Below are 22,291 nucleotides of genomic sequence, written 5' to 3'. Positions count from 1 at the left end.
CTTCTCTGTGGTCGGTTCGCTACGGGCGTGCGGCCTTCCGGCGGCGCCGGACGGCCAGGAGGAGCATCAGCAGGGCGGCGGCCGCCGCGATCGGGACGGCGCGCCGGACGGTCTCGGGGCCGCCCGGCCGCAGCAGGTCGATGGGCTCGGCCGGCCGCCGGGCGGGCGGCGGCGCGGCTGGCGGCGCGGCTGGCGGCGCGGAAGCCGCGGGGGGTGGTGCGTCCTCTGCCTCAGAGGAGGCTTCCGGGGCAGAGGACGCCGCCTCGGCGGGCGCGATCTCGTCCGCGAGGTTCGCGGCGAACCGGCCGATGATGGCGGCGGCGACCTCGGCGAGGGCGCCGCGGCCGAACTGCGCGGGCTTGCCGGTGATGGCGAGGTCCGTCTCGACCCGGACGTCGGTGGCGTCCCCGGCGCCGATGAGCCGGCAGGTGACGACCGCCTTCGCGGTGCCGCCGCCGCGCGTCTCCCGACCGGCGGCCTCCATGACGGCGACCTTCGCCGTCTCGTCGAGGGACACGAACGCGACGGACCCGCTGTAGGTCAGGCCGATGGGCCCGAGTTTGACCTTGACCTTCCCGTGGTAGCGGTCGCCGTCGCGCCCGGTGAGCGTCGCGCCCGGCACGCACGGCGCGATCCGCTCGATGTCGAGCAGGACGCGCCACGCCTCGTCCGCGGGCACCGGGATGCTGAGGGTGTTCTCGAGTCTCATCCGGACTCCTCCGATCCGGACGCTTCGGAGGGCGCCGTCCGCGCCGCCGCCCGGACGGCGTTGAGGATGCCCTGGTATCCGGTGCAGCGGCACAGGTTGCCCGACATGGCGTCGCGGATCTGCTCGTCGGTGGGGCCGGGGTTGTCGCGCAGGAACGCGGTGGCCGAGACGACGAACCCGGGCGTGCAGAATCCGCACTGCAGGCCGTGGTGGTCGCGGAACGCCGCCTGCACCGGGGACAGCTCGCCGTCGGGCGCGGCGATCCCCTCCACGGTGGTGATCTCGGCGCCGTCGGCCTGGACCGCGAGGACGAGGCAGGCGCGGACGGCCTCCCCGTCGACGAGGATCGTGCAGGCGCCGCACACGCCGTGCTCGCAGCCGAGGTGGGTCCCGGTGAGCCCGCACCGCTCGCGCAGGAAGTCGGCGAGGGTGAGCCGGGGCGGGACGGTCGCGCGCCGCGGCGCGCCGTTGACCAGCATCTGGACGGTGACATCAGGCATGTTCGGCCTCCCGGGCGGCGCGCCGCCACGCCTGCGCCACGACGGCGGCGCCGACGTGCGCGCGGTAGTCGGTGGACGCGTGCAGATCGGACGGGACCGATTCGAGGGCCGCCATGGCGGTGCGTCCCAGCTCGCCGGGGTCGACGTCCGCGAGCGCGCGGCCGGTCGCGGCCGCCTCCGCCGCCGCGGAGCGCAGCGCCGTCGAGCCGAGCCCGAACAGCCCGATGCCGCAGCGGCGAATCCGGTCGTCGCCGTCCAGCTCGACGGCGACGGCCGCGCCCGCGATGGCGAAGTCGCCGCCGCGCCGGGCGAACTCCTCGATCGCGAACCCGCTGCGCCCCTGCCATGCCGGGAACGTGACGGCGGTCAGGAGCTCGTCCTCGTCGAGCGCGGTGCTCCACAGGCCGGTGAAGAACCGGCCGGCCGGGATGGTCCGTTCCCCGCGCGGCGACACCGTCTCCATCCGCGCGTCGAGCGCGAGGGCGACCGCGGGGTACTCGGCCGCGGCGTCGGCGTGGGCCAGCGATCCGCCGATGGTGCCGCGGTTGCGAATCTGGAAGTGGCCGATCAGCGGCGTGGCACGGGCGAGCAGCGGGACGGCCCGCGCCACCGTCGCGGACCGCTGGACGGCGGCCTGGGTGGTGCACGCGCCGATCCGGACGGATCCGTCGCTCTCCTCGACGCGGCGCAGGCCGTCCAGGCGGCGCAGGTCGACCAGGTGCTCGGGCGCGGCCAGGCGGAGGGCGAGCATCGGCACCAGGCTCTGCCCGCCGGCGATGGCCTTGGCGTCGTCGCCGAGGTCGGCGAGCATGCCGACGGCCTCGCCGACGTCGCCCGGGACGTGGTACTCGAACGACGGCGGCTTCATCGCGGCACCGCCCCGTCCGCGCCGCGGGCCAGCGCGACGACCGTCTCGGGGGTCAGCGGCAGCCGGGTGATCTCCGCGCCGAACGGGGACAGCGCGTCGGCGACGGCGTTCGCCACCGCGGGCGGCGCCCCGATCGCGCCGCCCTCGCCGACCCCCTTGTAGCCGCCCGGGCCGGGCGAGGGGGTCTCGATGTGGCCGTACTCGATGTCGGGTATCTCGGCCGCCGTGGGCAGGAGGTAGTCCATGAAGGTGGTGGCGACGGGGTTGCCTTCGGGGTCGTAGGCCAGATGCTCGTACAGGGCGCCCCCGATGCCCTGGACGACGCCGCCCGCGATCTGCCCCTCCACCACGTTCGGGTTGATCATCGGGCCGCAGTCCTCGCTGACGATGTAGCGCAGCAGCCGCACCCGGCCGGTCGTGACGTCGACCTCGCAGGTGCACAGATGCGTGGCGTTGGCCCAGATGAGCGGGCTCTCCGGCCGGTACCGGCCGCTGGCCTCCAGCCCCGCCGGCACGCCGGGCGGCAGCGTCTCGGGCTGGAAGTAGGAGGCGGCGGCGATCTCGGCCAGCGAGATCCCCACCTCGGGGACGCCGCGCACGCGGGCGTGCCCGCCGGCGAGCTCGATGTCGTCCGGGGCCGCCTCCAGCCGGTGCGCCGCGATGGCGGCGATCCGCTCGCGCAGCACCGACGCCGTCTCGGCGATGGCTCCGGCGGTCATCGAGCCCGACCGGCTGCCGGCCGCGCCGCCGCCGAACGGGGTGATCGCCGTGTCGCCCTGGATGGTGCTGACGTCGGCGATGTCCACGCCCAGCGCGTCGGCGGTGAGCTGGACGACCGTGGTCTCGATGCTGTTGCCGCTCGACCCGCCCGACACGTACACGTTGACCTTGCCGGACGGCTCGATCCGGATCGTCGCGCCCTCCGTGGCGTGCAGCGCCATCGCCGCCGTGGTGGGCTCGACGTAGGTGCAGGTGCCCACGCCCAGGTGGCGGCCTTCCGCGCGGGCCTGCTCCTGCTCGTGCCGGAACGCCTCGTAGTCGAGCATCTTCAGTGCCTGCTCGAACGTCTCCAGCGGCGTGATGTCGCTGTAGGGCATGCCGTTGGGGTTGGTGTACGGCAGCTCGTCGCGGCGCAGCAGGTTCTTGCGGCGCAGCTCGGCCGGGTCCATGCCGAGGCGGCGCGCCGCGGCGTCCAGCAGCAGCTCGCGCGCCACCGACTCGAACTGCCAGGGCCCGCGGTAGGCCGTCCGCCCGACGGTGTTGGAGAACACCGACGTCGTCGACCACGCGGCCTTCGGGACGCGGTAGGGGCCGGGGAAGAACATGCCCACGGCCGCGGACGTCCCGACCGGCCACGGCACCGGGTACGCGCCCACGTCCTGGACGTGGTCGATCGCGGCGGCCAGGATCGTCCCGTCGGTGTCGAACGCGATCCGGGCGTCGGCGTGCTCGTGCCGCGACATCCCGGCCGACATCAGGTTCTCGCGCCGGTCCTCGATCCACTTCAGCGGCCCGGGCACCTTCCGCGCGGCCAGCATGACGCACATGTCCTCGCGCTGCGGGACGACCTTCTGGCCGAACCCGCCGCCGGTGTCGCGCATCACCACCCGCACCCGCTGCTCGGGCAGCCCCAGCAGCCGGGAGCAGAACAGCCGCACTTCGTGCGGCGACTGCGTCGCCGCCCAGATCGTCAGCTCGCCGGCGGGCGCCGACCATTCCGCGACGAGCCCGCGCGTCTCGATCGGCACCTGCGAGCACGCCTGCTGGTGGATCGTCCGCCGCACGGCCAGCGGCGCCTCGTCGAAGACCGCCGCGTCGAGCGGGGCCGAGGCCATCTCCCCCGCGACGTTGGCCGGGTAGCCGTCGTGGATCAGCTCGCCGGACTCCCGCGCGGCGGTGTAGTCCGCGACCGGAGGCAGCGGCTCGTACTCCACGAGCACGAGCTCGGCGGCGTCCTCGGCGATGTAGCGGTCGTCGGCGACCACCATCGCCACCGGGTCGCCGACGAACTCGACCTCGCCCCCGGCGAGCGGCGGGCGCGGCGTGTCCGGGACGTCCCGGCCGATCAGCGTGTACCACTGCTCGCGCACGTCCGGATTGAGGTCGCCGGCCAGGAACACCGCGTGGACGCCCTCGACGGCGAGCGCCTCGGCCGCGTCGACGCTCACGATCCGCGCGCGGGCCAGGGGGCTGCGGACGAAGCAGACGTGCAGCATGCCGGGCCGCACCACGTCGTCGACGTAGGTTCCGTGACCGGTCAGCAGCCGCGGGTCCTCGACGCGCGCCACGCGGGTCCCGGCGTAGCGCGCCGCGGCCGGTTTCAGGCCGTTCACCCGTGCACCGGCCCCGGCGCCCTCGCATCGGCGCGGGACGGGTCGAACGGAAACAACTCACCCAACGTAAGGCCTCCCTGTGCCATGTGCGCGGCGCCCGCACCCGTCGCCGCGTCGCGCTATCCGTGGTGCTGGTCAGTCGCCCAGCAAATGCTAGGCAACTGCTTAGCAGCCGCTTTCGAACCGGGTCAATACCGCTCCGAGCAGGGCATATCCCGCTCCATTCGTGAATGACGGCATGCCGACATGGCCTCCCCGCGCGTCCTGCGGGAACGCCCGACCGGGGCCGGCCGCACAGAATGCGGACGAGTTCCGGATCAGTTCGTCACGGCCACCCGCTCCCACTCGAACGTGTGGCACTGGCCGAGAAGTGCAACTCTTTCCACAGCAGTAGCGTTCTACTTATTCGGTAATGTGCTTACCGACGGAGGTCACAGGTCGGCCGGCACTCGGCTTGGGGGTCCGGGCGCGACCAGGGGCCGCGCTCGCTCGACTGAACAAAACAGAAAAACCTGTACGGTCTCACTGTGAGTTCACCTCATCGGCGGGCGAAACGCAAGAGGTGAGCGGCCGCGCTCTTGCGCGAGCCACTAGAACACGCTCTGACCAGCGGAAACAGCGGACGCCAGACGTCCGAGGCCGCCGCGCCGGGGGCGCGGCGGCCTCGGGTGTGCGTCAGCCGCGGGGCGGCGAAGCAGGGCGACGAGACGTCAGGCGTCCTCGCCCGCCGCACCGAGCAGGCGGAGGTAGCGGACGCTCGGCGGCGGGTCGAGCAGAACCCCCTCCGGTCGCGACAATGCTCCGGACGACTGCGCCTCGCGGAGCGCCGCCTGAGCCTTCTCCAGGTCGCCTTCGATCTCATAGATGACGACGAAGGTGTCTCCGCCGAGAGGCTCAAGGCGCCGCGCGGAGACGAATCCTTCCAGTTTCAGGATTTCGGGGATGTGCTTGTTGTCGTACCAGTCGTGGTAAGCCGGGGCCTCCTCGGCGGAGGCGGGACGCGATTCGACGATCATGACGCCGCTGGCCATGCCTGATCCTTTCCCTGCTGGTCGGACATCTTGTGGACGCGCCCTTCCTTCATGACGAACCGCACGTCCTGGGTGACGGAGATGTCCTGGGACGGGTCGCCGGGCACGGCGATGATGTCGGCGATGTCGCCTTCTCTCAGCCGGCCGAGTTCGTGGTCCAGTTCGACCAGTTCCGCGCTGGTGAGCGTCGCCGCCCGCAGCGCCTGCATCGGCGTCATTCCGCGCGACACGAGGGCGAGGAGTTCCTTGGCGTTGTCGCCGTGCGGGACGGCGGGCGCGTCGGTTCCGCAAGCGATCCTGACCCCGGCGGCGATCGCCTTGGGCAGCATGGACCTGGCCTGCGGAAAGACCTCGGCCGCCTTCTTCTGCAGTTCCGGCGCGGCCCGCCCGATGTCCATGGCGTCGGTCAGATAGGTCGTCGAAACGAGGAACGTCCCGTGCTCGGCCATCATCCGGAGGGTCTCCTCGGTCGCCAGGAAGCCGTGTTCGACGCAGTCGATGCCGGCCCGGACGCAGGCCCGGACCGCCCGGTCCCCCACCGCGTGCGCCGCCACCCGGATGCCGGACCGGTGCGCCTCGTCGGCGATCGCCGCGAGCTCCTCGTCGGAGTACTGCTGGGAGCCGGGGCCGGTGCTGTGCGACATGACCCCGCCCGACGCCGACACCTTGATCACCTTGGCGCCGTGGCGGATCTGGTACCGGACGCAGGCGCGCACCTCCCCCACCCCGTTGGCGATGCCCTCCCCGATGCTCAGCGGCATGATCCCCGGTGCCAGCCGCTGGAAGACGGTGGGGTCGAGGTGGCCGCCGTACGGGGTGATCGCATGGCCCGCCGGGATGATGCGGGGTCCCTCCACCCACCCCTGGTCGATGGCGCGCTGCACCGCGACGTCCAGGAGGTAGCCGCCCGTCTTGACCATCAGGCCGAGGTTGCGGACGGTCGTGAAGCCGGCGAGCAGCGTCTTGCGGGCGTTGAGCGTCGCGCGGATCGTGCGGTACGCCGGATCGTCCTGGACGCCGTGCATCGGCAGGGGCAGGCCCGTCGGGGTCTCCGGGCCGCCGATCAGGAGGTTGAGCTCCATGTCCATCAAGCCGGGCAGCAGCGTCACATCGCCCAGGTCGATCTCGGTCGCCCCGGCGGGGAACTCGGCGGGGTTCATCGCGGTGATGCGGTCGCCCTCCACCACGATCGCCGCCGGGGACCGGACCTCCCCCGCGTCGACGTCCGCCCAGCGCCGGGCCCGCAGGACGATCGGCGCCGTCACGGCACGGGCTCGACGACGCAGTCGAAGCTCGACGACCCGCTGTCGGGAACGCGCGGCTGGCGCCACACCTCGACCGGGAACGACACCTGGATCATCGAGTACAGCAGGTGCAGCAGGTTCACCGCGTCGTCGGGCAGGGCGTCGAACGGGAGCCCGTCGAGGTAGGACATGGCCTCCTCGGCGCGGGGCACGACCGCGTCGTAGAACGCCTGCATCTCCTCGGTGGTGCTGGCCAGCCGGGAACCGTACCGCTCGTGCTCCGTGGGAAGGCACCATTTCTCGGCGAACGGCTCGAGCTCGGCGAATTCCTTGGGCAGCAGCGCGCTCACTTGTGCGCCCCCTCGTAGTCGTCGACCCAGTCGCCGACGGCCTTGTGCAGGTGCCGGCAAAGGATCTCCTGGTCGTTGAGGTGGAAGCGGTCGACGTACCGGTTCTCCAGCATCATCTGCGTGGCTTCGAGCGTGTTGGAGTCCTGCAGCGCGAACTCCTTGAACGTCACGGCCGCCATTTCCTGGGCGATGCGCTCGCGGACGTTGGTGGCCGGCATGAAGTAGACGCTGCCCTCGAAGATGTGCGTGTTGTACGACGTGGGCCAGTAGTGGTAGGTGAGATACCAGCCCTGGCTCCAGATGAGGATCACGAAGTTCGGGAACAGCTGGAAGGAGTCCAGCCCCCACGGGTCGCATTTGGCCGGGTTGACGCCGGGCGGCATCTCCCCGAGGTCGACCTCGTCCCAGGGCCCGAACAGCCCGCTGCGGGTCAGGATCTCCATGGGCTTGACCAGTTCGGAGTCCATTTCCCAGAAGCGGACGCCGGACGTGCTCACCATCCGGTGCGGCCCGTCGATCTGGTAGTGCGGCGCCTCGAAACCGGCCTGCTGGGCGGCCGATGAGTACTTCTCCGGCGACTGCTTCGCGTGCAGGACCGGAGCGTGGTAGAACTCGGCGAACGCGTCCATGTACAACTTCCAGTTGGCATGGATCGTGGTGCTGTAGCCGAAACGCGCGGTCTGCTTCTCGAACGGGTAGCCGTCAAGGGCGGTCACCATCGGGCCGAGGAAGTCGTGCAGCGACTGCTCGGGTTCCGGGGCGAAGTTGACGAAAATGAATCCGGCCCAGACGTCGCAGTGCACCGGCGCGAGGCCGTTGCGGCTCTTGTCGACGTCGAAGAACTCGCCCTCCTGCTGGATGAAGGTCAGCGAGCCGTCGAGATCGTAGCGCCAGCCGTGGTATTTGCACGTGAACTGCCGGCAGAAGCCCGCGGTGTCCTTCTTGGGGTCGTCGGTCCAGGCGAGCTTGTTGCCGCGGTGGCGGCAGACGTTGTGGAAGGCGCGGACCTGGCCCTGCTTGTCGCGCACCACGAGGATTGCGGCGTGGGCGGCGGCGACGTCCTTGGTGAAGTAGCTGCCCTTGCGCGGAAGCTGCTCCACCCGGCCGACGTTGAGCCAGGCGCGCTTGAAGATCGCTTCCTTCTCGCGTTCGTAGAATTCCGGTGTGATCGAGTCCTCGTAGGACACCGGGTCCGTGCCGAGTTCGGGGTAGTGCTGGGTCCAGCTGCCTTCCGGTGGCTTGGGGAAGCGCGGCATGGTCCTCCTCCTTCGGGGTGGTGGGGTCACTGGGCGGGCGGTCCCGCGGGGCCGGGAACGGGCACGGTCTCCGGGTCGGGCCCACCGGCGGGCTCCAGCCCGACGCTGTTGAGCACAATGGCCAGGCACGTGTAGCCGCCCACGGCGAAGAGCAGTTCGAGGAGCCGGCGCTCGTCGAAGTGGCCGGCGAGGCGCTCCCAGGTGGCGTCGTCGACGGTGTGCCCGTCCACGAGCTGGTCCACGGCGCGCAGGATGTCGCGGTCGCGCTCGGTCCAGATCTCGGCCGCGGCGCCCTCGGGGACGGCGGCGACCTGCTCGGGCGCCAGCCCGGCGGCCTGCGCCATGCCGACGTGCTGCGCCCACTGGTAGCGGCAGCGCGTCCGCCAGCCGACCCGCAGGATCAGCAGTTCGCGGTCGCGGGGGTCGAGGGTGCCGTCGTCGAGCAGCATGCCGCTGAACGCCAGCCAGGACGCGCCCAGCCGGGGGTGCCGCGCGAACAGGCCGAGGATGGACGGCAGCGGGGGCGCGTCGGCGTCTCCGGTGAGGTACCGGTCGGCGCGGGCCATGTTGCCGCGGAGCAGTTCGCGTTCCTCCTCCGCCCACTCGGCCACCGGCAGGGGCGCCATCCTGGCCGCGGCCGCCGGCGTCACAGGACCGACCCGCCGTTGACGCCGAGGACCTGGCCGGTGATGAAGCCGGCCTCCTCGGAGGCGAGGAAGGCCGCCGCCGCGGCGATGTCGTCCGGAGTCCCGAGGCGGCCGAGCGGGATCGTCGCGGCGATGGTCTCGTTGGAGGGCAGGTCCCCCTCGGCCTGGGACCGGTGCTGCATCGGTGTCTCGATCCCCGATGGCGGAATGCTGTTGACCGTGATGCCGTGGGACGCGTAGGCGCGGGCCAGCGACTTGGTCAGCACGATCACTCCGCCTTTGGCCGCCGCGTAGTGCGCCATGTCCGGCGAGCCGCGCTGGGCGCTGGACGAGGCGATGGTGACGATGCGGCCCCACCGCGCCGCGACCATGTCGGGCACGGCCAGCTGGCAGCAGTTGAAGGTGCCGGTGAGGTTCACGTCGATGAGGCGGTTCCAGCGTTCGGGCGTGATCTGCTCGAACTGCTCGAACGCGACGAGGCCGGCGCTGGTCACGAGGATCTCCGTCGGCCCGAGCGTCGTCCGGACCGCGGCGAAGGCCGCTTCGAGGCCGGGACGGTCGGCGACGTCTGCGGCGAGCCCGAGCGCCTCGGCCCCGTCCGACCGCAGCTCCTTGGCGACCCGGTCGGCGCCGTCGCCGTCGAGGTCGAGCACGGCGACGCGATGGCCCCGCCCGGCCAGGTGGCGGCAGGTGGCCTCGCCGATGCCCGAGGCTCCGCCGGTGACCACGGCCACCCGGGACCTGCTTCCCCTGTCATGCGGCATCGCTCCGTCCTTCCTCGTGGTGCTGATGGTGCTGGTGGTGATCGATGGCGAAGCGGTCCGGGCACGGTCCCGGCGGGATGCTAGTCAATCGACTAACATCCTTTGTGCACATGACTAACACGGCCCCCGGGCCGAGGGCAAGACCGGGGTCCGGCGGACTGCGGCCATACTGGGGAGGCATCCGAAGCCGAAAGGAAGGACGCGCATGCCGGCACGGCGAAGCCCGGTCGACGACTCGGCCACCCGCACCGCGCTGCTCGACGCCACCGCGGAGCTCATGCTCGAGGAGGGCTACGCCGCCGTCACCACCCGCCGGCTCGGCGCGAAGGCCGGGCTCAACAACGCGCTGGTCTTCTACTACTTCGGGACGATGGACAACCTGTTCACCGAGCTCTTCCGCCGGGGCGCCGAGCGGAGCCTGGAGCGGCTCAAGCGGGCGCTGCGGTCGCCCCAGCCGCTGTGGGCCGTCTGGGAACTGACCCACGACTACTCGAGCAACGCGCTCACCATGGAGTTCATCGCGCTGGCCAACCACCGCAAGGCCATCCGTTCCGAGATCGCCGCGTATTCGCGGAAGTTCCGGATGCTCCAGCTCGAAACGCTCTCGGACGTCCTCGAAGGCTACGGCGTCGATCCGCAGCGGTGGCCGCCCGTCACGCTGATCCTGTTCATGGCCGGCATCTCCCGCTTCCTGCACATCGAAGAGGGGTTCGACCTCGACATCGGGCACGCCGAGGCGGTCGCGGTCATCGAGCGGGAGATCCGCGCCCTGGAGGGCGACCGGCGGCCGGCGCAGGACGAGGCCGTCGCCGGCCCCGCCGAGTGAGCGGCCCTCAGCGGATCGGCTCGTCCCCGAAGACGGTCGTGCGGAGCAGCTCGCGGGGCGAGTCCGGCGGATAGGGCGCGGCGCGATGCACCACGCCGGTGTTGTCCCAGATGACGGTGTCCCCCACCGACCACCGGTGACGGTAGACGCGACCGGGCGCCGTCGTCCGGTCGAGCAGTTCCGCGAGCAGCGTCCGGCCCTCGCCGGTGCCCATCCCGACGACGTGGTCGGCATGGGCGCCGACGACGAGCGACCTGCGGCCGGTGCGGCGCCTCCAGACCAGCGGATGGGTCGAGGAGGGCCGCTTGCGCCACCGTTCGAGCTGCTCGGGCGCGGGATCGGGATGGACCCGCCGCTGGGACGCCTCGAGCGTGTGCACGACGTGCAGGGACCCGAGCCGTTCCTTCTCCTCGTCGCCGAGCAGGTCGTAGGCGGCGTAGGTGCTGGCGAACTCCGTCTCCCCGCCGCTGGCGGCGACCTGCTTGGCGCTGAGGACGGTGGCCTTCTGCGGCGGCTCGCCGTGGAGCGGCGTGCAGCCGTCCATGTGCCACTCGAAGGTGGCCTTCAGGTAGTCGGCGGAGGAGTTCTTGGCCTTGTCGAGGGTCACGCGGTAGATCCCGCGGACGGGATGGTGCCCGGGTTCGTAGTCGATCTCGCCGAGCCGCCGCGCGAAGGCGACCTGGTCCTCCGGGCCGAGGTGGAGGCCGCGGAAGACCAGGACGCCGTACTGCTCGAGCGCCTCCATGACGGCCCCGGCCACCGCGTCGTCCCGGGCCAGCCGGCCGGCGTCGAGGCCGCCGACCTCGGCGCCGACGGTGGCGGCGAGGGGCCGGCAGGCGAGCGTCGCCGTCACGGCGCGGGCTCCAGGTAGCGGTCGAAGTAGGCGGTGCCGGAGTCGATGACCTTGGGCTGGTGCCAGACCTCGACGGGCAGCGAGACCATGATCAGCGAGTACACGAGGCGGAGCAGGTTCAGCTCCTGCTCGGGCAGGTCGTGCAGGGAGAACTTGTCGAGGTGCGCCATGGCGTCGCGCACGCGGGGGTACATCGCGTCGTAGAACGCCTGCATCTCCTCCACCGTGCTGTTCAGCCGCTCGGCGTAACGGGCGGGCTCGGTCGCGATGCACCATTTGGCGGCGAAGGGCTCGCATTCGGCGAACTCCTCCGGAAGCATCCGGTCGCTCATGCCGGCACCGTCTTCCCGCCCCGCAGGTAGGACTGCACCCAGTCGTCGACGACCTTGTGCAGGTGCCGGACCGTCACCTCCTGGTCGCACAGCGGGTACTTGTCGATGACCCGCGACTCCAGGCCCATTTGGGTGCCGTCGAGGGTGCCCGCGTCCTGGAGGCCGGCCTCCTTGGACACGACCGCCGTGACCTCGTGGCGGATCCGCTCGCTGGCGTTGCGCGACGGCGGGAAGTAGTACGACATCTCCCACATGTGCGTGTTATGGGACGTCGGCCAGTACTGGTACGTGAGGTACCAGCCCCGCTCGTACACCAGGATCACGAAGTTGGGGAAGATCTGGAAGTTCGAGATCGACCACGGGTCGAGCCCGCCGGGATTGAGCCCGGCCGGCAGGTTCACGGGGTCGAGCTCGGGGATGTCCGGGCGCTCCCACGGGCCCATGAGGCCGGACTCGGTGACATGCTCGATCGGGTACATCTGGTCCGGCGGGGTCATGTGCCGGGGCACGCCCTTCCAGCCGCCGGTGCTCATCAGCCGGTGCGGCCCGTCCATCTGGAAGTGCGGGACCTTGAAGCCGTTCTGGAGGCTCCGCAGGGCCGGGACCTGCTGCTGCGAGTGCAGGATCGGCGCGTGGTAGTACTCCTGGAACGCGTCGAGGAAGATCTTCCAGTTGCTGAGGAGGTCGGCCTTGAACGCGTACCGCTCGGTGAGCAGGTGGAACGGGTAGCCCTCCAGCCCGCGCACCATCGGCCCGAGGAACTCCAGCAGCGACTGGCTCGGCTCGTCGGCCAGGTTGACGAAGATGAAGCCCTCCCAGACCTCGCAGTGCACCGGGACGAGCGGGAACGCGGACTTGTCGAAGTCGAAGTACTCCTCTTCCTGGAGCACGAACTTCAGCGAGCCGTCCAGGCCGTACCGCCAGCCGTGGTACTTGCACATGAACTCGCGGCACACGCCGCTGGTCTCGTCCCGCGGCGTCTCCCCCCACAGCAGCTTGTTGCCGCGGTGGCGGCACACGTTGTGGAAGGCGCGGACCTGGTCGTCGAGGCCCCGCGTGACGATGATGGAGGTCTTGGCGACCTCGAGGTCCTTGGTGAAGAAGCCGCCCTTGCGGCGCAGCTGCTCGACCCGGCCGACGTTGAGCCACGCCCGCCGGAAGATCGCCTCGCGTTCGAGCTCGTAGAACTCCGGCGAGATCGAGTCCTCGTACGACACGAGGCCGGTGCCCATCTCCGGGACCCGTCCGGTCCAACTGGCCTCCGCCGGTGCGTCCGCGCGCGCCATGGCCGATCCTCCCGTTCTGAGGTGCCGTCCGATGACATCTGGTCACGATGTTCATCGACTGACTAACATGACCTGAATAACACGTCGCGGACCGGGACCGCAAGGCGCTGCGAGCCCGGCGGCACGAGGAGCGATCCATGAGCGAGCGGAAAGAACTGTTCATCGGGAGCGAGTGGGTCGCCCCGAGCACCGGCCGGCGCATCGAGGTGATCTCGCCCGTCACCGAGGAGCCGATCGCCCGCGTCGCCGCGGCGGGCGTCGCCGACGTCGACCGCGCCGTCGCCGCGGCCCGGCGGGCGTTCGACGAGGGGCCGTGGCCGCGCACCGAACCCGCCGAGCGGATCGGGGTGATCCGCCGGCTGGCCGCGCTCTACGGCGAGCGGCGCGACGAACTCGCCGAGCTCATCACAGCCGAACTGGGCGCTCCGATCTCCTTCGCCAAGCGCGCGCAGGTCGCCCTGCCCTGGTCGATGATGAGCGCGCTCACCGACATCGCCGAGAAGCATCCGTGGCGGGAGTGCCGGCCCGGCGTGTACGGGCAGGACATCGTCCTGCGCAGGGAGCCCGTCGGCGTCGTCGCCGCGGTGGTCCCGTGGAACATGCCGCAGTTCCTGACGGTCACCAAGGTCGTCCCGGCGCTGCTCGCCGGCTGCACGGTCGTTCTCAAGCCCGCCCCCGAGGCGCCGCTCGACGCGCTGTTCCTCGCGGAGCTGTTCGAGCGGGCCGGCGTCCCGCCGGGCGTCGTGAGCGTCGTCCCGGCCGACCGCGACGTGAGCGCCTACCTCGTCGCCCACCCCGGTGTCGACAAGGTCTCCTTCACCGGCTCGACGGCGGCCGGCCGGCAGGTGGCCGCGGCGTGCGCGGCGAACCTGACCAGGGTCGGCCTCGAGCTCGGCGGGAAGTCGGCGGCCATCGCGCTGGACGACGCCGACCCGGCGGCCGTGGCGACCGCCGTCCGCTTCTCGGGCATGGGCATGGCCGGTCAGATCTGCAACGCCCTCACCCGCGTGCTCGTCCCGGCGCGCCTCATCGACGATCACGCCGAGGCGCTCGCCTCGACGCTGGACGCCATCAGGATCGGGGACCCGGCCGACCCGCGGACCGAGATGGGCCCGCTCGTGACCGAGCGGCAGCGGCTGCGGGTGCGCCGGTACATCGACAGCGGCCTGCGTGAAGGCGCCCGGCTCATCGCCGGCGGCACCGACCTGCCCGAGGGCGTCCGGCGCGGGTGGTACGTGCGCCCGACCGTGTTCAGCGACGTCGACCCCTCGATGACGATCGCGCGGGAGGAGATCTTCGGGCCGGTGATCGCCGTGATCCCGTACCGGGACGAGGACGAGGCCGTCCGCATCGCCAACGACTCCGAGTACGGCCTCGCCGGCGCGGTGTTCACCGCCGACACCGGGCACGGGCTCGACGTGGCCGCCCGGGTGCGCACCGGGACCTTCGGCGTGAACCAGGGGTACTCGATGGACCCGGCGGCGCCCTTCGGCGGCGTCAAGGCCAGCGGCTACGGCCGCGAACTCGGCCATGAGGGCCTCGACGGCTACCTCGACACCAAGTCGATCTCGGTCGCGCCGCCGCCGGTCAGGGCAGTTTGATCACCGACAGGTACATCTCGAGGATCGGCCGGTACAGGTCGACGTCGTCGAGCTGGCTGCCGAGGACGACGGAGTCGCTGGTGGCGATGAGCACGTGCGCGAACGTCGCCGGCGGGATCAGCAGCGTCCCGCCGACGTGGTCGACGCCCTCGACGATGAACCTCGCCAGCTCCTCGACGACCTCCGACCTCTTGCTCTCCACCCGTTCCCGGGCCTCGGGATTGCGGAGCAGGTACAGGGTGAACTCGTGGCCCAGTGCGGCGTGCTCGGCGCCGCGGTCGCGGCTGAGCTCGCGCCACCGCCGCGCGACCTCGTCGAGTTCGCGCGCCCCGACCTCGGTCACCGCCGACACCACTTCGGCGAAATTGTCGAAGTAACGGCGCCAGTGCCGGTCGCTGACCGCCAGGAAAAGGTCTTCCTTCGTGCCGAAATGCTTGTAGATGGCGCCCTTGGTGAAGCCGGCCGCATGAGCGATGTCATCGAGAGTCGCCTGCGTGAAGCCCTTTTCGGCGAACACCTCCTCCGCGGCGTCCACGAGCAGCGAACGGGTGTGGTCGCGGCGCCGCTCCCTCGTCCAACGCTCAACCATGTGGGCAATTATGCCAGCACAGGCGTGCGCGACGCCCACGGTGCGCCGGGGGGCCGGCGCCGGTACGCGGGCACGGACGTCCCGCACGGGCGGGCGGGCCGGGCACCTCCGGACGCGAAGGAGCCCAGGCCCGCCTCCAGGTGCAGATGCTCATGTCCTGGCCTGCGCCACTGGCACGGCGAGTCGCCGGAGGGCGGACAGGAACAACTCGTCCATTCGCGGGCTCAACTCGGCGAGCGCCGCGGCATTGGCGTAGCTCGCGGAGCCGAAGACGCGTTCGAGGGCATCGACGGTCGTGGCGGTGCCGATGGAAAGGCAGAGGCATGCCATGCCGTCGGCGTGGAGTTCTTCTAGCGCCTTGCCGACATCGGCTTCCGCGTAACGCCCTTCGTAGCCGTTGTCATAGGGAAACCCGTCCGAAAGGACGATGAGCAGTCGATTCGGCGTACCGGCCTCCCTTTTGAGGATTTCCCCCGCACCGCGGATACCGGCGCCGAGGCGCGTATAGCCGGAGGGTTGGAGCTGATTGAGCCGGGCGCGCCCGAGAGCGTCGAAACGCTGCCCGAACGCCTTGATGGCCGGGAGATGGACGGCGTTCCGGCCTTGCGAGCGGAACGCGTAGACGGCGACGCGGTCGCCGAGCTGTTCGAGCGTGGCGGCCAGTGTCGCGGCCGCCCGCCGCTGGTGGTCGTGGACGGCGAGGCCGGCCTGGTCGGCGTCGGTGACGGACCCGGAGGCGTCGAGCAGGATGAGGACGCCGAGGTCGCGCGCACGTTTGCGCCGGTCCAGGTAGACGTTCTCGGGCGGCGAGTGTCCGGAGCGCACGTCGACGAACAGCTCGATCAGCGGCTCGATGTCGATCTCGTCGCCGTCGGGACGGCGGCGCAGGACCTTGGGGCCGAGACCGAGGCGGGACAGGCGCCGCCGGAGCACGTCGTCCTGCGGAACACCGGCGGCGGCGATGTCGGCCGCGACGGTCAACGGGAAGTCGAGGACGCGGCACCAGTCGGGCCGATACCGATTCTTGTGCACGTCCCATTCCGGATGCAGGGCTCCACCGACCCCGATGGCGGCTCCGGGCTTGCCGTCATCGGTGAAGTGGATCCGCGTGGGGAGGGGCCGGGCGTGTTCCCCGATCTTGGACACCCGCCGCACGGCGCGGACCTTCGCCTCCGCGCCTGCGGCGCCGTCCGCGGAACCCCGCGAGCCGCCGAGCATCTTGCGGAGGTAGTCCGTGAGGGCCCGCGACGCGAACAGCGGATTCTCGAACAGCTTGAGGGCCTTGCTCTCCGCGGGCTCCTCCTCGTCGCCTTCGTCATCGGCCTCCGGCAGGTCGAGGGGGTCGAACTCCAGGCGCAGTTCCTGGTCGGTGGCCCGCGCGCCCGGCCCCGCGGAGGGAGCCAGCAGCCGGGACGGTTTGACGACGCCGAACCACTCCGGCGGGTCGGGCACCTCCGCTCGGCTCCTGGCCAGCTCCAGTGACTCGCGGGCGGTCGCGGTGCCCGGTTCCCCGTCGACGCCGAGCGCGGCCGCGAGCGGATACCGTCCGGCGAGGTCGGCGAGCACCCGGCGGCCTTCGAGCGCCAGGTAGCGGCGCGCCACGGAAGGACGCGCCCACAGGCCCTTCACCCATCGCTGGTCCAGGCTCCCCGCGCCGAGCAGAGCGCTCTGGACCACGACCTCGCTGCGCTGCCGGGCGACGGAGCCGCCGGCCGACACGAACACGACCTGGCCGTTCGTGTGAGCGGCCTCGCCGTCCCGCGCCTCCGCGACATCGACGGACCTGCCGGCGATGGAGGTGGCGAGGAGGCGGAACCGGTGCGGGCCGCCGGTGTCGGACGCGGTCATGCCGGGGGCAGGACGGCATCGGCGAGCTCGCCGAGCGCGCGGACGACGTCCGGGTCGTCGGAGAGGGTCTGGACGACGGCGGACTGGACGGCAACGCGCAGGCTCAGCCCCTGTGCGACCAGGCAGCCCGCGAGGATCAGCATCCGCGTGGACGACACTTCGCGCAGCGGTGAGCCGTCCAGGTTCCGGATGGCGTTGCCGAGCCCGACCAGGGTGCCCGCGGTCCCGGCATCGATCCCGGCCTCGTGCGCGACGACCTGCTCCTCGATCTCGGCGGGCGGGAAGTCGAGCTCGATGGCGACGAAACGCTGCCGGGTCGACTCCTTGATGTTCTTCAGGACGCTCTGGTAGCCGGGGTTGTAGGAGATCACCAGCTGGAACCCGGGCGCCGCCGACAGCGTCGTGCCGAGCCGGTCGAGGGCGAGCTCGCGGCGGTGGTCGGCGAGCGGATGGATGACCACGACGGTGTCCTGGCGCGCCTCCACCACCTCGTCCAGGTAGCAGATGGCGCCCTCGCGCACGGCGCGGGTCAGCGGGCCGTCCACCCAGACCGTTTCGCCGCCCTTGAGTAGGAACCGGCCGACCAGGTCCGCCGACGTCATGTCCTCGTGACCGGCGACGGTGATCAGCTCGCGGCCGAGCTCGTGGGCCATGGCCTCCACGAAGCGGGTCTTCCCGCATCCCGTGGGCCCTTTCAGCAGCACCGGCAGGCCGCCGCCGGCCGCGGCGCGGAAGACCTCCGCCTCGTCGCCGACGGCCCGGTAGAACGGCGCCTCCGAAGCCGGCTGGACGGCGACGGATCCGGATCCATTGGTCAGCATCTCAGCGGCTCCTGTCGAAGGGAACGATCGTCGGGAGCTCCTTGCCCTTGGGAGGGACGACCTTGCCGTCCGGGCCGATGGTGGCGGAGCCCTTGCCGGGGACCGGCAGGGCGGGGTCGGGGCACAGCCGTCCCGTTCCCTCGCCGCAGATGCCCATCAGGAAGTACGAGCGCTTCTGGACGTCCTTCGGCCAGGGATCGGGGTGCAGCGCGAACCACTGCACGGGGACGTTGTAGAACACGAAGAAGAACGCGCTGCACGCCGCGAAGATCGCCAGGAAGCGGGTGAACTGCTGCCGCACGAACCCGCCCCGGACGCGTTCCAGTCCCCGCTCCACGAACGTCCGGCCGCGGTCGTCGGTGAAGTAGCGCAGGGCGCACAGACCGGCCTGGACGCCGCCCCACATGAGCCCTTCGTAGATCGGCCACTGGTAGTAGGTGCCGGCGTTGATCGACACGGACCTGATCGCGCCCGGGTAGGTGAACAGCCCCATCGGCATCAGGAACAGGCCCTCGATGACGAGGTCGAAGAAGAACGACCACACCACCAGGACGCCGATCAGCCCGGCGTTGCTGATCCCCGGCCACCGCGCCTTGGCCCGCCGCATGATCCAGCAGCCGAGGATCGTGCAGATGAGGACTCCGTAGGAGTAGCCCGGCGCGTTCATCAGCAGCGGTTCGGCCATCATGTGGCCCGGTTCCCCGAACGACTGCCAGCCCGGGACGTCCTGCGTCCACGAGCCGAGGTTCCACATCCAGGTGTTGTAGGTGCTCCACGTGTTGAAGTAGTTCAGCAGTGGATCCTGGAAGAAGAGCAGGCCGCAGGAGACCAGGAGCATCCCGTCCAGCGTGATGCGGCGCTCCCGCCGCCACGGCCTGACGATGAAGTAGTAGATGCCGACCGGCAGGCCGAGGATGATCACGGCGGTCCAGACGATCAGGACCGCCTTCATGAGCGTCGGCGGATCGCTCGGCCCCTGGGGCACCCGCTTGAGATGGGGCCCGGTGAGCCAGCGGATCCACACGTAGAGCTGGAAGATCAGGATCGCGCCCCCGATGACGGCCCAGATCCGGACGGGTTTGGTCGTGGACTGCGTCTGGGCGCCGAGCGAGGCCGCCGAATCGAGCGACTCGGTGACGGCGGGCGTGCTCGTCTTCTCCGACTGTCCGGCCACGGCACTGTCTCCTTCTGAGAGGCCTCTGCCGGCGGGACGGGCATCGCCCGCCGACCGTCGGCAACCGGTCGGACACTAAGATACTCATGGGAATCTAAGAGGGGAAGGGGTATCTCGATGTCGCGCCGCCGGCCGGTCAGATGTTCGGGCCGTAGCCGGTGCAGCTCGGGGTGAAGCCTGGTTCGTCGGGGCCGACGGCGTTGAGGATGAGCTGCATGACCGGCCCGTCGAGCGTTATGCCGGAGTGGCTCACGGGGTCGTCGGGACACAGATCCTGCAGCAGGATGTTGCTGGAGTCGCCGCCGTGCAGGAACGAGTTCGTCAGCGGGGTGACGGTGGTGTCATGCGAGGTCGCGATCGTCAGGTAGCGGACGCCGGGGACGGTGTCGCCGTCGGCGAACAGCGCCTTCTGGAAGTCGGACCCCTCCTCCTGCTCGGGGTAGGTGGGCGCGCCGGCGAACCGGTAGAGGTCGTTGACCAGCCCGAGCACGTGGAGCGACCGGCCGATGTCGACCAGGCCCCGCATGGTGGTGCCGTGGTTGGTCGGCGCGAGCCCGATCATCGTGCGCACCTTGGCGGCGCCGCCGAGCCGCTTGATGTAGTAGTTCGGCATCATGCCGCCCTGGGAGGCGCCGACCACGTCGACCTCGGCGGCGCCCGTCGCGGCGAGCACCCTGTCGACGAACGCGCTCATGGTGCGGGCCGACTCCGCGACCTCCCCGAGCCCGTAGACGTGGCCGAGGGTGAGGGACGTCCCGCCGTAGTTGAACCCGTAGACGCAGTACCCCGCGTTGGCCAGGGTGGGCGCGATCATGGCGCCGGCCGAGCCGAGGTTGGACGTGGTGCCGTGCACGATCACCACCGGGCGGGGGTGGCCGGCGGACGGGCGGCACGACCAGTCGTTGGCGCCGGGCGCCGCGTCCGGGCTGAAGAGGAAGTTGCTGACGGAGGTCGCCAGGTCGCCCACCGGATAGGTGGTCCGTGCGGCGGCGGAGGCGGGCGCGGGCCCGGTGGCGATCATGGCGGAGCAGACCGCCAGAGCGGTCGCCGCGAGGCGTCGCCGCAGAGGCGGCTTCCCTAGGGCTGGTTTCATAAGAACAACGGTATCTATTTGAGGTGCGCCCGGCTGCGCAGAATCGTGACAACCGGCCGGGCGCGCCTTCGTCGCCGGCGACGGCACCGGGCCGGAACACACCTCACCGCCGGAGCAGGCTTGCCTGCCCTCCCCCCGTTCACCTGCGCCAACGTCTTTGCGCGATGCAATGGTTGCCCTATCTTTGGGCCTCATGAGTCAGGACGGCGCCCGCCGGCGGCGCCTGGCACCCGAGCGAAGGCACACCGGTCATGAACCTGTCGATTCGTGAACGCCTCATCCTGCGAAGGATCGAACGGGACCTGCGATCCCGTGATCCCGTGCTGGCAGCGCTGTTCGAGCGGCACGGGGCCGAATCGCCGGCGGAGGGCGCGCCCGCGGGGCCGTCGCCGCAGGAGCTGCCCGCCTGGTGGCTGATGGGCTTCGCGTTGTGCGTCATCGCCGCGATCGTGCTGCTCGGCCGCTACTCGCCGGTGCCGCCGGGCACCTGGTACCCGCCCTCGGCGCCCGACAGCCCCGCCGCCCGGGTCGGGCCGAACGGCCAGCGGCAGGCGCCGACGCTGAACCTCCGTCCCGGCTGAGGCCGGCGGTGGCGGCCGGCGGTGGCGGCCGGCGGTGGCGGCCGTCACGGCCGTCCGGTGAACGCAGGGCGAATCACCGGCGCCGGGAAGGGGAAGGAGAGCTACGCCTGATCCCCTACCAGAGACCCGAGAGATGCAGCTGATCAAGTCCGGTAAGGATCGGACGGTGACCGGCCGCCCCGGGCCGTCGTCCGGCTGGCGCCGCCGGCTCAGGATCCTCCTCAACGCGGTGGTCTTCCTGTTCCTCTGCGGCCTGTCCATCTGGCTGGCCGTGCTCGTCACCCCCATGCAGACGGTCGAGGCGGCCGGGCAGACCGTCCAGGTCGGCGCGGCGTCCCCCCGCCTGTCCGGTTCCGGCCCGGGAGAGGTGGACCTGTTCGGCCAGACGATCTCGACCCGCCCGCAGTTCAGCGGCCCCATCCGGCCCCGCCTCAAACTCACCCACATCACCCTCAACGCCCAGGTCAGCCAGTTCGCCCGGGACGGCGACCACGGCACCCTCGAGCTGAGCACCCGGCTGACCGGCGGATGGCGCCGGTACCTGCTCTGGGAGACGCTGATCGCGGCCGGCTTCGCGGCGCTGCTGATCGCGGCGGCGACGGGCTGGCAGCGCCGGCCGGGCGGGACGAAGGTCAAGGTGCTGGCGGCGGGCGTGCTGTGCGTGGTCGGCGCGAACGCGGTCTGCGTGTACCTGCTGGCCTCCAGCACGCCGAAGGTCCTGAAGAGGGTCGACTCGGTCGAGGACCTCGTGGGGCGGGCGCCGTCCTCCCCCGTCCGCCCGGCGCGCGGCCCGGTCCTCGACGACGTGAACGCCGTCGTCATCGGCGACTCCACGGCCGCGGCCATCGGCAACCCCCTCGTCGACGACCCGGAGGCCCTCGACCGGGCGTGCAAGCGCAGCCGCGACTCCTACGCCGTCTACCTCGCGCAGACCAACCGGTGGAACGTTCTGAACCTGGCGTGCAGCGGCGCGACGGTGGCGGCCGGCGTCCTGGACGTCCAGAACGTCGGCGACCAGGTCGCTCCGCCGCAGCTGGCGGTCGCCCAGCGGGCGATGAAGGCCTCCGTGGTCATCGTCAGCATCGGCGCCAACGACGTGCGCTGGGCGGAGCTGACCAAGCTCTGCCTGGCCGCGAAGGCGTGCGACGACCGGGCCTCCACCGCCTACTACCAGCAGCGGCTGGACGCCTTCGCCAAGGACTACTACGACCTGCTCGGCCAGTTGAACCAGTTGCCGCAGCACCCGACCGTCCTGGTCAACCAGTACTACGACCCGTTCGGCGACGACGCCGGCTGCCTGAAGCCGCAGGGCGTCGACCAGAGGATGGCCGACGCGCTCCGGGGCCGCCTGGCGGACATGAACGCTCTGCTGGACAAGGGGGCCCGCGCCTTCGGTTACCGCTCCGTGCCGCAGCACTTCTCGGGGCACGGCCTCTGCTCGCAGCGGCCGTTCGTCCAGGGCACGGGCGCCGAGGCGCCCCTGCATCCCACCGCCGCCGGCGAGCTGGCCATCGCGCTCGCCGACCAGCAGGCCCTGACCTCGTCCACCCCGCCGGCCGCCCCCGCCTCGCCCAACCCCTGAGCG

22 protein-coding genes are annotated in these 22,291 nt (G+C 71.3%); 4 read left to right on the top strand and 18 right to left on the bottom strand.

The window, feature by feature from the left end:
• Positions 1-19: 19 nt before the first annotated feature.
• The 10 genes from ACA514_RS13205 to ACA514_RS13160 form a co-directional block, all read right to left on the bottom strand.
• The gene (locus ACA514_RS13205) at positions 20-709 is read right to left on the bottom strand and encodes an SRPBCC family protein (protein WP_375041371.1); all 690 of its coding nucleotides are present in this window, start codon (positions 707-709) and stop codon (positions 20-22) included.
• Positions 706-1,209 carry a (2Fe-2S)-binding protein gene (locus ACA514_RS13200; protein ID WP_375041370.1) on the bottom strand — a complete coding sequence of 168 codons (504 nt, stop codon included), beginning with the start codon at positions 1,207-1,209 and terminating at the stop codon, positions 706-708. The genes ACA514_RS13205 and ACA514_RS13200 overlap by 4 nt, the downstream gene beginning before the upstream one ends.
• Positions 1,202-2,077 carry an FAD binding domain-containing protein gene (locus tag ACA514_RS13195; RefSeq protein WP_375041369.1) on the bottom strand — a complete coding sequence of 292 codons (876 nt, stop codon included), beginning with the start codon at positions 2,075-2,077 and terminating at the stop codon, positions 1,202-1,204. Before ACA514_RS13195 ends, ACA514_RS13200 begins: the two co-directional genes overlap by 8 nt.
• Entirely contained in the window at positions 2,074-4,410 is a 2,337-nt protein-coding gene (locus ACA514_RS13190; protein ID WP_375041368.1) for a xanthine dehydrogenase family protein molybdopterin-binding subunit, read from the bottom strand. Before ACA514_RS13190 ends, ACA514_RS13195 begins: the two co-directional genes overlap by 4 nt.
• Before the next feature lie 710 nt (positions 4,411-5,120).
• Complete coding sequence (locus ACA514_RS13185; protein ID WP_375041367.1) at positions 5,121-5,441, bottom strand: hypothetical protein; 321 nt, start codon at positions 5,439-5,441, stop codon at positions 5,121-5,123.
• Complete coding sequence (locus ACA514_RS13180; RefSeq protein WP_375041366.1) at positions 5,423-6,706, bottom strand: amidohydrolase family protein; 1,284 nt, start codon at positions 6,704-6,706, stop codon at positions 5,423-5,425. Before ACA514_RS13180 ends, ACA514_RS13185 begins: the two co-directional genes overlap by 19 nt.
• Entirely contained in the window at positions 6,703-7,035 is a 333-nt protein-coding gene (locus tag ACA514_RS13175; protein ID WP_375041365.1) for a hypothetical protein, read from the bottom strand. The genes ACA514_RS13180 and ACA514_RS13175 overlap by 4 nt, the downstream gene beginning before the upstream one ends.
• Positions 7,032-8,291: an aromatic ring-hydroxylating dioxygenase subunit alpha gene (locus ACA514_RS13170; RefSeq protein ID WP_375041364.1), complete on the bottom strand. Its 1,260-nt coding sequence runs from the start codon at positions 8,289-8,291 to the stop codon at positions 7,032-7,034. Before ACA514_RS13170 ends, ACA514_RS13175 begins: the two co-directional genes overlap by 4 nt.
• 26 nt (positions 8,292-8,317) lie before the next feature.
• A complete protein-coding gene (locus tag ACA514_RS13165; RefSeq protein ID WP_375041363.1) occupies positions 8,318-8,902 on the bottom strand; it encodes a carboxymuconolactone decarboxylase family protein in 585 nt (194 codons plus the stop codon).
• A 35-nt stretch (positions 8,903-8,937) separates the two neighbouring features.
• Complete coding sequence (locus ACA514_RS13160) at positions 8,938-9,702, bottom strand: SDR family NAD(P)-dependent oxidoreductase (RefSeq protein WP_375041362.1); 765 nt, start codon at positions 9,700-9,702, stop codon at positions 8,938-8,940.
• 205 nt (positions 9,703-9,907) lie between these two features.
• Here ACA514_RS13160 and ACA514_RS13155 point away from each other — a divergent pair, with 205 nt between their 5' ends.
• On the top strand, positions 9,908-10,528 hold the full coding sequence (locus ACA514_RS13155; protein WP_375041361.1) for a TetR/AcrR family transcriptional regulator: 621 nt from the start codon (positions 9,908-9,910) through the stop codon (positions 10,526-10,528).
• A gap of 7 nt (positions 10,529-10,535) precedes the next feature.
• On the opposite strand, the gene ACA514_RS13150 is transcribed toward ACA514_RS13155, so the two are convergent.
• Genes ACA514_RS13150 through ACA514_RS13140 form a run of 3 tightly spaced genes read right to left on the bottom strand, consistent with a single transcriptional unit; the run spans position 10,536 to position 12,999 of the window.
• Positions 10,536-11,381, bottom strand: a complete 846-nt coding sequence (locus ACA514_RS13150) for a TauD/TfdA dioxygenase family protein (protein ID WP_375041360.1) — start codon at positions 11,379-11,381, stop codon at positions 10,536-10,538.
• Positions 11,378-11,713: a hypothetical protein gene (locus tag ACA514_RS13145; protein ID WP_375041359.1), complete on the bottom strand. Its 336-nt coding sequence runs from the start codon at positions 11,711-11,713 to the stop codon at positions 11,378-11,380. The genes ACA514_RS13150 and ACA514_RS13145 overlap by 4 nt, the downstream gene beginning before the upstream one ends.
• Complete coding sequence (locus ACA514_RS13140) at positions 11,710-12,999, bottom strand: aromatic ring-hydroxylating dioxygenase subunit alpha (protein ID WP_375041358.1); 1,290 nt, start codon at positions 12,997-12,999, stop codon at positions 11,710-11,712. The genes ACA514_RS13145 and ACA514_RS13140 overlap by 4 nt, the downstream gene beginning before the upstream one ends.
• A 137-nt stretch (positions 13,000-13,136) precedes the next feature.
• Between ACA514_RS13140 and ACA514_RS13135 the strand changes: the two genes are divergently transcribed.
• Positions 13,137-14,600 (top strand): aldehyde dehydrogenase, encoded by a 1,464-nt coding sequence (locus tag ACA514_RS13135; RefSeq protein ID WP_375041357.1) that lies wholly within the window; start codon positions 13,137-13,139, stop codon positions 14,598-14,600.
• On the opposite strand, the gene ACA514_RS13130 is transcribed toward ACA514_RS13135, so the two are convergent.
• The 5 genes from ACA514_RS13130 to ACA514_RS13110 all read right to left on the bottom strand — a co-directional run bounded on the left by ACA514_RS13130 (position 14,587) and on the right by ACA514_RS13110 (position 20,125).
• Positions 14,587-15,189, bottom strand: a complete 603-nt coding sequence (locus ACA514_RS13130) for a TetR/AcrR family transcriptional regulator (protein WP_375041356.1) — start codon at positions 15,187-15,189, stop codon at positions 14,587-14,589. The two genes, ACA514_RS13135 and ACA514_RS13130, sit on opposite strands and share 14 nt — an antisense overlap.
• Before the next feature lie 150 nt (positions 15,190-15,339).
• Positions 15,340-17,037, bottom strand: a complete 1,698-nt coding sequence (locus ACA514_RS13125) for a nitric oxide reductase activation protein NorD (protein WP_375041355.1) — start codon at positions 17,035-17,037, stop codon at positions 15,340-15,342.
• Complete coding sequence (locus ACA514_RS13120; protein WP_375041354.1) at positions 17,034-17,858, bottom strand: CbbQ/NirQ/NorQ/GpvN family protein; 825 nt, start codon at positions 17,856-17,858, stop codon at positions 17,034-17,036. The genes ACA514_RS13125 and ACA514_RS13120 overlap by 4 nt, the downstream gene beginning before the upstream one ends.
• A gap of 1 nt (position 17,859) precedes the next feature.
• Complete coding sequence (locus ACA514_RS13115) at positions 17,860-19,032, bottom strand: spirocyclase AveC family protein (RefSeq protein ID WP_375041353.1); 1,173 nt, start codon at positions 19,030-19,032, stop codon at positions 17,860-17,862.
• Positions 19,033-19,168: 136 nt separating this feature from the next.
• Positions 19,169-20,125, bottom strand: a complete 957-nt coding sequence (locus ACA514_RS13110) for an esterase/lipase family protein (protein ID WP_375041352.1) — start codon at positions 20,123-20,125, stop codon at positions 19,169-19,171.
• A 251-nt stretch (positions 20,126-20,376) separates the two neighbouring features.
• Here ACA514_RS13110 and ACA514_RS13105 point away from each other — a divergent pair, with 251 nt between their 5' ends.
• The gene (locus ACA514_RS13105; protein ID WP_375041351.1) at positions 20,377-20,706 is read left to right on the top strand and encodes a DUF3040 domain-containing protein; all 330 of its coding nucleotides are present in this window, start codon (positions 20,377-20,379) and stop codon (positions 20,704-20,706) included.
• A gap of 166 nt (positions 20,707-20,872) precedes the next feature.
• Positions 20,873-22,288: a GDSL-type esterase/lipase family protein gene (locus ACA514_RS13100; RefSeq protein WP_375041350.1), complete on the top strand. Its 1,416-nt coding sequence runs from the start codon at positions 20,873-20,875 to the stop codon at positions 22,286-22,288.
• The last annotated feature ends 3 nt before the right edge of the window (positions 22,289-22,291 follow it).

Origin of the sequence: Actinomadura sp. NTSP31 (genome assembly GCF_041951385.1) — a bacterium.
Taxonomy (GTDB): Bacteria; Actinomycetota; Actinomycetes; order Streptosporangiales; family Streptosporangiaceae; genus Spirillospora; species Spirillospora napierensis.
This window is presented reverse-complemented; position numbering and strand designations above follow the sequence as displayed.

Excerpts from the sequence above, each read along its gene's own strand:
- ACA514_RS13205 (WP_375041371.1), bottom strand. The coding sequence starts at position 709 with ATGAGACTCGAGAACACCCTCAGCATCCCGGTGCCCGCGGACGAGGCG.
- ACA514_RS13200 (WP_375041370.1), bottom strand. The coding sequence starts at position 1,209 with ATGCCTGATGTCACCGTCCAGATGCTGGTCAACGGCGCGCCGCGGCGC.
- ACA514_RS13195 (WP_375041369.1), bottom strand. The coding sequence starts at position 2,077 with ATGAAGCCGCCGTCGTTCGAGTACCACGTCCCGGGCGACGTCGGCGAG.
- ACA514_RS13185 (WP_375041367.1), bottom strand. The coding sequence starts at position 5,441 with ATGGCCAGCGGCGTCATGATCGTCGAATCGCGTCCCGCCTCCGCCGAG.
- ACA514_RS13170 (WP_375041364.1), bottom strand. The coding sequence starts at position 8,291 with ATGCCGCGCTTCCCCAAGCCACCGGAAGGCAGCTGGACCCAGCACTAC.
- ACA514_RS13160 (WP_375041362.1), bottom strand. The coding sequence starts at position 9,702 with ATGCCGCATGACAGGGGAAGCAGGTCCCGGGTGGCCGTGGTCACCGGC.
- ACA514_RS13155 (WP_375041361.1), top strand. The coding sequence starts at position 9,908 with ATGCCGGCACGGCGAAGCCCGGTCGACGACTCGGCCACCCGCACCGCG.
- ACA514_RS13145 (WP_375041359.1), bottom strand. The coding sequence starts at position 11,713 with ATGAGCGACCGGATGCTTCCGGAGGAGTTCGCCGAATGCGAGCCCTTC.
- ACA514_RS13140 (WP_375041358.1), bottom strand. The coding sequence starts at position 12,999 with ATGGCGCGCGCGGACGCACCGGCGGAGGCCAGTTGGACCGGACGGGTC.
- ACA514_RS13135 (WP_375041357.1), top strand. The coding sequence starts at position 13,137 with ATGAGCGAGCGGAAAGAACTGTTCATCGGGAGCGAGTGGGTCGCCCCG.
- ACA514_RS13130 (WP_375041356.1), bottom strand. The coding sequence starts at position 15,189 with ATGGTTGAGCGTTGGACGAGGGAGCGGCGCCGCGACCACACCCGTTCG.
- ACA514_RS13125 (WP_375041355.1), bottom strand. The coding sequence starts at position 17,037 with ATGACCGCGTCCGACACCGGCGGCCCGCACCGGTTCCGCCTCCTCGCC.
- ACA514_RS13120 (WP_375041354.1), bottom strand. The coding sequence starts at position 17,858 with ATGCTGACCAATGGATCCGGATCCGTCGCCGTCCAGCCGGCTTCGGAG.
- ACA514_RS13110 (WP_375041352.1), bottom strand. The coding sequence starts at position 20,125 with ATGAAACCAGCCCTAGGGAAGCCGCCTCTGCGGCGACGCCTCGCGGCG.
- ACA514_RS13105 (WP_375041351.1), top strand. The coding sequence starts at position 20,377 with ATGAACCTGTCGATTCGTGAACGCCTCATCCTGCGAAGGATCGAACGG.